Raw genomic sequence first — 8,611 nt, forward strand, 5'->3', positions numbered from 1 at the left:
TACTCGTGTTGCTCTTCTTGCTCACTACCTGGAACTGCTTCCTCCGGGACCGTCCATCCCAGTATCAGGCTGTCCAGGCCGCAGGGGGAACTTCACTTATGCAGGTGGGGCGAGCATGCGTTCGGTTCCGAGGTTGTTCATTCGGGTGTCCTGGTACATGGTGGTCTCGCCGTCGCTCCAGCGGATGATGAGGTCGTTGGTGAGACCGTCTCCGGTGTATTGGCCGGTGGCCATGATGACGCTGTGGGTCCAGGTCTTGTTGGGGCCATGGATGGGCTGCTCTGTGCCCAGACCTCCGGTTGTGGTGCCGACGTAGTTGTTGAGTGCGCCGCTGGTCCAGCGGACCATGAGGTCCCATTTCCGGTTCCCTGAGAACTGTCCTGAGGTCAGCAGGGTGGCGTCCTTCCAGGTGCTGTTGGGGTCCTTGAGCTTGTATTCCTGGCCGAGGGTGCCGGCGCTGACGTTGGTGTAGAGGGTGAGCTCTCCGTCGGACCAGCGGACCATGAGGTCGGTGACGTAGGTGGCGGCGTTGAAGCGGCCTGCGGCTATCTGGGTGGCGTGGCTCCAGATGGATCCGGAGGGGGCCATTTCGATCGAGGTGCCGACGCCGTTGGATCCGACGTCGCCGTGCAGGGTCATCCGGCCGTCGTCCCAGCGGACCAGCAAGTCGAATTCACCGGTGCCGGTGAAGTCTCCGGCGGTGACGGTGGCGACGGGCTTCCAGGCCGGGGTGGGTGCCAGGAGCTGGCGTTCGCGGCGGAAGCCGGCGTTGCCGTCGCCGGGGTAGAGGGTGACTTCGCCGTCGGTCCAGATGACGAGGAGGTCGCTGTGGCCGGTGCCTGAGAAGTCGCCGGAGGCGATCTGCTTGGCGTGTTTCCAAGTCTCGCCACTGCCGGGAAGTACAGGGCCGTCCGTCGGGGGCTGGTAGTCGCCCCGGTGGACGTTGTCGGGTCCGACGCCGTTGTTGGCGTCGTTGTAGAGGTCTTGGGCGTCCTTGGCGAAAAGCGGTGAGTAGGAGATCCAGTCGGCCTCGGCGTCGTTGCCGCCGCCGTTGTATCCGCCGATGTTGCCGATTACCTGGCCAGTGCGGGCTGCCGCGTTGTACCCCTTGATCCAGGGGCTGCCAGAGACGCCGCCGTAGTAGCCGCCGCACTCCATCTTCAGCTGACGGAACCCGTACAGCCTGGTCGTGGGGACGTCGCACGTGATGGCCTGGTGCTTGCCGTTGACCGAACCGCTGGACGGGTATCCGACCACCTTGACGTTGTGCTCGTACGTCAAGGTGGTGGTGAAGGTGAGGGCTCCCGTGACGTCCTCGGGCAGGCCCTTGTCGTTCGCGGTCACCGTGACAAAGGCGAAGTCCAGGTCGGACAGGGGGCCCTTGGTGGCTTTGGATGTGCGGGGGTACCGAGGGTCTCGGTAGACCTCAGCGGCGGGAAAGACTCCGGCCGGCTGAGCAGCCGCGGACTTGCCGTGGCGGTACTGCGGCACGAAGATGCGGTGCGTCGCGCCGGCCAGGCCATTCGCGCAATGGCCCGCGGTGAGGATCAGGTTCTTGCCCTTGCTGCGGACGACACTGCCCGTGCAGTACGTGTTGCCGCCGAGCTTCTGTCCGTCGTGGAAGAACGTTCCCACCATGGGAAGTCCGTCGAAGTACACCCCCTTGGGTATGCCCGCCGGGGCGGCCATGTCCCTGGCTCCGGGGGCGGAGTCGCCGGCGGCAGAACCCTTGCCGCGCTCACCGTCGACGGGGGTGGCCTGGGCCATGCGCTCAGCGGTCCAGTACTCAAGCTCGGCGGCGAGTTCCGGGCCGGGGACGGCCGAAGCACGAGGCGACACTGGAGTGGGGCTGGGCCGCGGTGGTGTGGGCGCCGGCAGCGGCGAGTTAGTCGGTGGTGCCGTGGGGGGAGCCGTCACGGGTCGGGAGGCCGAAGGGGGCGGAGGCGGGGAGGAGGGCGAGGACACCGGGCCTGGGGGAGACGGGGCCGGGGTCGGAGTGCCTGCTGCGAGAGCGGACGGAGCGGCGAGCAGGACCGCGCTGACGCCGAGAGCGAGCGGGGTTAACCATCTGGGCAAGGGACTGCTTCCTGAGCGGGATGATGACGCAGCGTAAAGAGCCGCAATGATGCGTCAGTTCGACGAGGATGCAGGGTATGCAGGGACCTAAAGATCGTCAACGAAAATGAAAAGGGTTCAAATGAGCATAGAAGCGACGAGGGTAGGTGTCGTCGGAGTGCTGGTGCTGCTGTTGGCGACAGGAGCGGGCAGCGCGTTAGCGGCACCAGCAGAGAGCCCGCCCCGTCCGGTGCCGAGTGGTGCGGAGCTCTCCGTCCGGCCGGGGGAACGGGTCATCGTGACGACCGAGGCGCAGAGGTCCGGGGATGCTTTCAGCGGCGTCCGGGTGACCTCGTCCGCCTTCGCCGCCGACGGCACCTTCCGTATGGATGACCTTCTCCTCAATGCCGTGGCGACGGTCTCCTGTACGGCTGAGCCGGGTTCCTACGACGTGCGGTTCGGCTCGTCCAGGAGCGAGGACATCGGTGTGGAGATCGACCGGCTGTGGGGCAGGGTCCGGGTGGAGCCGGCCGATGCGGCGGAGCGGGCGGAATGCGCGCGGCAGACAGCCGCACGGCCGCCGGAATCCATGGAAGAGCGCTACCCCGCAGGCACGGAATGGCCGGCGTCGCCCTGGGATGTGCGCTCCGTGCCGGCCGGCGGGGAGCTCCACGCCGAGGACGGGCTGGAGATGGGCAACGACGGCATGGTGGAGCTGTCGTCCCCGGGCTTCACGCGGCCGGTGGTGATGCACGGAGACAGGCATGTCAGTGCCACGGTCCGGATCCGGTGCGATGCCCGGCCCGGCGTCTACGTCGTGCACTGGAACGAGAAGGGCAAGCCCGCCAGGGAATGGGCCCGCTACCGGGTAACCGCCCCCCAGGCCGACTGCCACGATCCCGCGCCCGACCCCCAGGCCAGTGAATCGGCATCCCCGGTCCGCTGGTTCCTCGGGGTCGGTGCCGCGCTGGCTGTCGCGGGTGTCGGCACCTGGGCCTGGACGCGGCTCCGGCACAGGGCCTCCCGCTGAGGCCGACTTGCACCACCAGGAAAGCCCTCACCTTTTTCGGACAGCCTTAGCTTGGCGTTTATGGTCTGCCGTCGAACACGGCCTCGAACTTGCTGATGGGTTTGCAGAGAATTAACCCGTAGCTTCCCGGTTTGTTGGTCGTTGGTGTGGTATGGAAGCGGCGGAAGAGATAGCGGCGGCGTTGGCGGCGAAGTTCATGGTGTTGTTCCCGCATCTGGATGAGCGTCAGCGTCGTCTGCTGATGGCGGCCGAGGCCCGGGCGTTTGGTCATGGCGGGATCAGGTTGGTCGCCCGGGCAGCCGGTGTGCGCGAGGGCACGGTGTCGCTGGGCGTCACCGAACTGGACTCTGGCGAGGCCCCCTTGGGACGGGCGCGTCGGGTCGGCGGCGGCCGCAAGCGGGTGGTGGACCTGAACCCAGGACTGCGTCCGGCACTGTTGGCCCTGGTCGAGCCGGACGTGCGGGGCGACCCAATGTCACCTCTGCGATGGACGACGAAGTCCACCCGCCACCTGGCCGCCGAGCTCACCCGCCAGGGCCACCGGATATCCGCCGACACCGTCGCCGACGTGCTGCGCGAGGAAGGCTTCAGCCTCCAGGGCAACGCCAAGGTCGTCGAAGGCCGGCAGCACCCGGACCGCGACGGCCAGTTCCGCTACATCAACGACCAGGCCAAGGACTGCATCGAGGCTGGTGACCCGGTGATCAGCGTCGACACGAAGAAGAAGGAAGTCGTGGGGCCGTTGAAGAACGGCGGCCGGGAGTGGCGACCCTCAGGCGACCCCGAGCGGGTCAGCACCCATGACTTCCCGGACAAGGAACTCGGCAAGGCCGTGCCCTACGGCATCTACGACCTCGCTGCGAACACCGGCTGGGTCAGCGTCGGCACCGACCACGACACCGCCGCCTTCGCCGTCGAATCCATCCGCCGCTGGTGGAAGGCCCACGGCAGGGACGACTATCCGCAGGCCAGGCGGCTGCTGATCACCGCCGACGCGGGCGGTTCCAACGGATATCGCACCCGCGCCTGGAAGGCCGAACTCGCCGCCCTGGCCCTGGAAACAGGCCTGAACATCACTGTCTGTCACTTTCCTCCGGGCACATCAAAATGGAACCGGATCGAGCACCGGCTGTTCTCCCACATCACCATGAACTGGCGCGGCAGGCCCCTGACCAGCCACGAAGTCATCGTTAACAGCATCGCGGCGACCACCACCCGCACCGGACTGACCGTCCGTGCCGAACTCGATACCAACGCCTACGAGACCGGCGTTCGCATCGCCGACCGGCAGATGGATGCCCTCCCGCTGGCCCGCCATGACTGGCACGGCGACTGGAACTACACGCTCCGCCCCGAGGAGCACTGCCGGGACGGCGTCCCGCCCGTCCCGCCCCAGAACCAAGCCGGCCCCGGCCGCGCCTGGCTGGCCCATCCGGCCCTGACCGGTATGCCGCACGATCAGTGGGACCGGCTGATCGCCGAACTGGAAGCGGCCCGGGCACTCCAGCGGGAAGAAGACCTTCAGCGGCGACGCGGCGGCGACCGGCAGAAGATCCCCGCCGCCGGCCTCTACACCGGCCGGCGCCCCGGCCTCACTCTCGCCGACCGGCTCCTGGCAACCCTCCTCTACCAGCGGCACAGGCTCCCGCAGGTGGCCATCGCCCCGCTCTTCGCGGTCGTTCCCCAAACCCTCAACCGGGCCATCAGCCAGACCCGGCGCCTCCTCGACGAGGTCGGGCACACCATCGAACCCACAGCGACACGCCTGACCACCCTGGACGACCTCATCGATCTCGCCGCAGAGCTTGGCGTCACCTCCACACCACAGATCAAGACGGCGAGTTAATTCTCTGCAAGCCCTAACTACCCGGCCTTGGGGGAACTTCACTCGACATGATGAGTCATCGAAAGACACATCAAGCGGAGCGGCGCCGCGTGGGGAGCCACTCGGGTCGTCGAGGCATGCCGCCTTTGGAGTAATGACTGTTTTGCCTGTGAGGCCGTGCCACGCTGTGGCTTCGATTGATCAGGGTCGTGTCAGGAGACCGGAATGCACCGCTCAGGTGAGGGGTTGTATGAGCGGATCCGTCCTGCCCTGCGGGCGGACCCGACGATGTCGGTGCCGAAGTGGAGCGACCCTGACGATACCGATGCCGCCAAGCCTCCTGGCTTTATTAGATCTCTCCGCAGCAAGGGCACCAAGCTGCTCCAAGCGTTCACCGCGACCGGCACCGACTGCTGCCTACTGACGGTGACCGAGACCGAACATCCGCTTGCCGGGCGCTCGTGATGGCAGGTAACGAGGGAGGGAATCACCCAGGGCAGCCACACCTTCCCGACCTGCACGTGCGTCTGCGTACCGAGTTGACCAGGATCGACGAGCAACTGCGCGCTCTGCTGGCCGCCATGGACCGACTGCAGGGCCTGCTGGATGCGGTGGTGGCCATCAGTCGGGAGGTGGAGCTACGTGACGTGCTGCACCGGATCGTGACCACCGCCATGGACTTGGTCGGCGCCCGCTACGGGGCACTGGGCGTACTCAGCCAATCGGGCGAGCACTTGGAGCAGTTCATCACCGCCGGTCTGTCCGAACAGGAACGCGCCGATCTGGCCGAGACCGGTTTGCCTCGCGGTCTGGGTGTCCTCGGGCACCTGATCCACCACCCCGAACCCCTGCGGGTCGACAGCATCTCCGCCCATCCGTCGTCCGCCGGGTTCCCACCCGGCCACCCGCACTTGCACACTTTGCTCGGCGTCGCCATCAGCGTCCGCGGTGAGATCTACGGTGACCTCTACCTGTCCGAGCGGCGCGATGGACATCCCTTCGACGTCTACGACGAGAACGTCGTCGTAGCCCTGGCCAGCGCCGCCGGAATCGCGATCGAGAACGTCCGCCTGTTTGAACGGGTTCGCCTCGGAGCCGAGCAGTTCCAACGGCTTCTGTTGCCAACGCTGCCGGACCTGCGGCCTTTCGCCGCCGCCGCCATCTACCGGCCCGCTGCCGAGCCCAGTCAACTCGGCGGGGACTGGTACGACGCCATCCCGCTGACCGACAACGTTGTGGCGGTCGTCATCGGTGACGTGGTCGGTCACGATCTGGAGGCCGCGGCCTCCATGGCCTCCACCCGTAACATGCTGCGGGCTTTGCTGTTCGACCAGAGCAGTCCGCCCGGCGCCATCCTTGCCCAGCTCGACCGCACCCTGCACGCCATCACGAGCAATCCCGTCACCACCACGACCCTGGCGCGCATCGAACCCGAGGGATCGGGTTGGCGACTCCGCTGGAGCACCGCGGGCCACGTCCCACCACTGCTGATCGCCCCTGAGCGCCCGGCGGAATACCTGTTCGCCGAGCCTGGGGTACCGCTCGGTGTCGACCTCGAGCAGCCCCGCCCCGACCACTCCCGCTTCCTGCCCGCAGGCGCCACCGTGGTCTTCTTCACGGACGGGCTGATCGAGCATCCCGACCACCCCATCGATGAGAGTCTCAACCAGCTCACCGATCTCGCCACCATGTATGCCGCCCTGCCCCTGCAGGAGTTCGTTCAGGCTCTGGCCGATCACCACCCCAGCGACGGTCACGACGACCTGGCCATCCTCGCCCTGCGCACCCCGCACCTCTGACCCCCCGTGTCTCCCGCTCGGCGCCGCTGCCCGGCCGGTCGGCCTCTCCACCTCGGGGCGTCGGCCTCGGTCGACGCTGATCCGAGCACGCGGCGCGGCGAAACGGCTGTGCGACGCGGCCTCGCTCTGCGGTCCAGAGCCGAATCCAGCTCAACGGTGCCGTGGAGGATCCGAGGGATCCGACGGATGATGGACTTCGGGGCGATATCAACGCGGAGGTGCCGCCTGATGACCGTTGCGCGGCCTGAACGGCTCCGGCACGCCGGCTTGGCTGCCCTGGAGATCTGCGCCGTTGCCGCGCTGTATTACGGCTCGGCCAAGCTGGGACTGCTCCAGCAGGTGGTGCGCGGCCAGGTCACCCCACTGTGGCCGCCGACCGGTATCGCGCTCGCGAGCCTGCTGCTCCGCGGTCCGCGGGTCTGGCCCGGGATTGCGCTGGGCGCGTTCCTGGTCAACGTCCCGCTCGGGCCAACGATCCCGGCCGTGCTCGCGATCGTGTCGGGAAATACCCTCGCGCCCATCTGCTCGTACGCGCTGCTCCGCCGTACGGGGTTCCGTATGGAATTGGACCGTTTGCAGGATGCGCTTGGGCTGATCTTCCTCGGTGCGTTCACCGGGATGCTGATCAGCGCCACGATAGGCAGCGGGACCCTGGCCCTCGCCGGCGTGCTGAGCGCCGACGCATTCTGGGCGACGTGGTCGGTCTGGTGGACCGGCGACGCGATGGGCGTATTGGTGGTGACGCCCGTCCTGCTTGTTCTCCGCTTCGCACGCTGGCCGAAAGACGCTCGGCCGTCCCGTTGGGCGGAGGGGCTGCTGCTTCTGACAGCCACTGTCTGCGTCGGTTTCCTCGAGACCAGGGACACGCCGCTCATGTTCCTCGGCTTCCCGCTGCTGATCTGGGCGGCCTTCCGCTTCCAGCTGGCCGGAGCCGCACTCTGCGCCCTGTCCGTGTCGACCTTTGCCATCGTCGCCGCTGCCCGTGGATCAGGCCCGTTCGCCGGTCATGACCTGCTCACCAACATGATCACCCTGCAAGCGTTCAATGCTTCTTCCTCGCTGACCGCTCTGCTGGTCGCGGCAGCCGTCAGCCAGCGCAACCAGACCCAGAAGGAGATCGCGCGGGCCTGCACGCTGCTGGCCGAGATGGTGGCCACGGTCGCCGCCGGTGGCCACCATCCGAGACTCCCCGATCGTGGGGGCGAGACGGAAACGGAAGAGGACGGCGGTGGAACCGCGAGACCGGCCTGATCGGTCTACCACCGACACCATTGCGCCACGGTCGCCGTCGACGCGGAAGGACAGCCGGGCTACCTGCGCCCCTCGAGGCAGGCGCGGCGTGGTCGCTGCCGCCTCGGACACCGGTGGTCCAAGCCATCACCCGGTTTGCCATGGCGTGAGCCACGGCCGCAGGCCCGCAGCGCCAAGCCTCCGTGCCGAAAGACCGCTCCGGCGCCCACGCCGAGGCCCTCGCTCTGTACCGGGAGGAGTTCCGGCGACGCCTGCCGAAGCCACTGGACCCGTTGCACGGTCCCCACAGAAGGAATCGTGAGCTGCCGCTGCACTTGGCCTGGTCCGCTATGACGTCAGCCGGGCACGAAATCCCGGGTCAGGATCCGACCCCTTGACGGGCTCCAGAATCGCCACGCACTCCAGGGGGTGCGTCATCGGGAACAGGCAGAGGTCGACCTCTATGGCGCGTCCGGGTCCTGCTGCGTCCGCAGCCACGCTCGATAGGCCGCGACAGCCGTCGGCAGGGTTGGGAAGATACGGCTCTCGCCGACTGAGGCAGTGAGTCCGTAGGTGTCTAGTAGGGCTTGGTCAGGTTGGGGCTGGTGTGGGTATGTCGCGGTGGCAGGTGGGGCAGACGCCGGTCCATGTCGCGAGGAGGGTCTGTAGCTC

At 67.5% G+C, this 8,611-nt stretch carries 7 protein-coding genes; 5 read left to right on the forward strand and 2 right to left on the reverse strand.

Annotation, left to right across the window (positions count from 1 at the left end):
- Positions 1-96: 96 nt before the first annotated feature.
- On the reverse strand, positions 97-1,839 hold the full coding sequence (locus tag ACFWTC_RS37870) for an FG-GAP-like repeat-containing protein (RefSeq protein ID WP_384030670.1): 1,743 nt from the start codon (positions 1,837-1,839) through the stop codon (positions 97-99).
- 394 nt (positions 1,840-2,233) lie between these two features.
- On the opposite strand from ACFWTC_RS37870, the gene ACFWTC_RS37875 reads away from it, so the two are divergent.
- Positions 2,234-3,085: a hypothetical protein gene (locus tag ACFWTC_RS37875; RefSeq protein ID WP_384030672.1), complete on the forward strand. Its 852-nt coding sequence runs from the start codon at positions 2,234-2,236 to the stop codon at positions 3,083-3,085.
- 58 nt (positions 3,086-3,143) lie between these two features.
- On the opposite strand, the gene ACFWTC_RS37880 is transcribed toward ACFWTC_RS37875, so the two are convergent.
- Positions 3,144-3,356, reverse strand: coding sequence for a hypothetical protein (locus ACFWTC_RS37880; RefSeq protein WP_384075091.1), 213 nt, complete (start codon positions 3,354-3,356; stop codon positions 3,144-3,146).
- On the opposite strand from ACFWTC_RS37880, the gene ACFWTC_RS37885 reads away from it, so the two are divergent.
- From ACFWTC_RS37885 to ACFWTC_RS37900, 4 genes are all read left to right on the forward strand, one after another.
- Positions 3,282-4,931: an ISAzo13 family transposase gene (locus tag ACFWTC_RS37885; RefSeq protein WP_384075089.1), complete on the forward strand. Its 1,650-nt coding sequence runs from the start codon at positions 3,282-3,284 to the stop codon at positions 4,929-4,931. The two genes, ACFWTC_RS37880 and ACFWTC_RS37885, sit on opposite strands and share 75 nt — an antisense overlap.
- Positions 4,932-5,135: 204 nt before the next feature.
- A complete protein-coding gene (locus ACFWTC_RS37890) occupies positions 5,136-5,375 on the forward strand; it encodes a hypothetical protein (protein WP_384030584.1) in 240 nt (79 codons plus the stop codon).
- Positions 5,375-6,709 carry a PP2C family protein-serine/threonine phosphatase gene (locus tag ACFWTC_RS37895; RefSeq protein ID WP_384030583.1) on the forward strand — a complete coding sequence of 445 codons (1,335 nt, stop codon included), beginning with the start codon at positions 5,375-5,377 and terminating at the stop codon, positions 6,707-6,709. Before ACFWTC_RS37890 ends, ACFWTC_RS37895 begins: the two co-directional genes overlap by 1 nt.
- 228 nt (positions 6,710-6,937) lie before the next feature.
- Positions 6,938-7,960: an MASE1 domain-containing protein gene (locus ACFWTC_RS37900; RefSeq protein ID WP_384030581.1), complete on the forward strand. Its 1,023-nt coding sequence runs from the start codon at positions 6,938-6,940 to the stop codon at positions 7,958-7,960.
- Positions 7,961-8,611: the final 651 nt, after the last annotated feature.

It is taken from the genome of Streptomyces sp. NPDC058619 (genome assembly GCF_042717785.1).
In the GTDB taxonomy this organism is placed as follows: domain Bacteria; phylum Actinomycetota; class Actinomycetes; order Streptomycetales; family Streptomycetaceae; genus Streptomyces.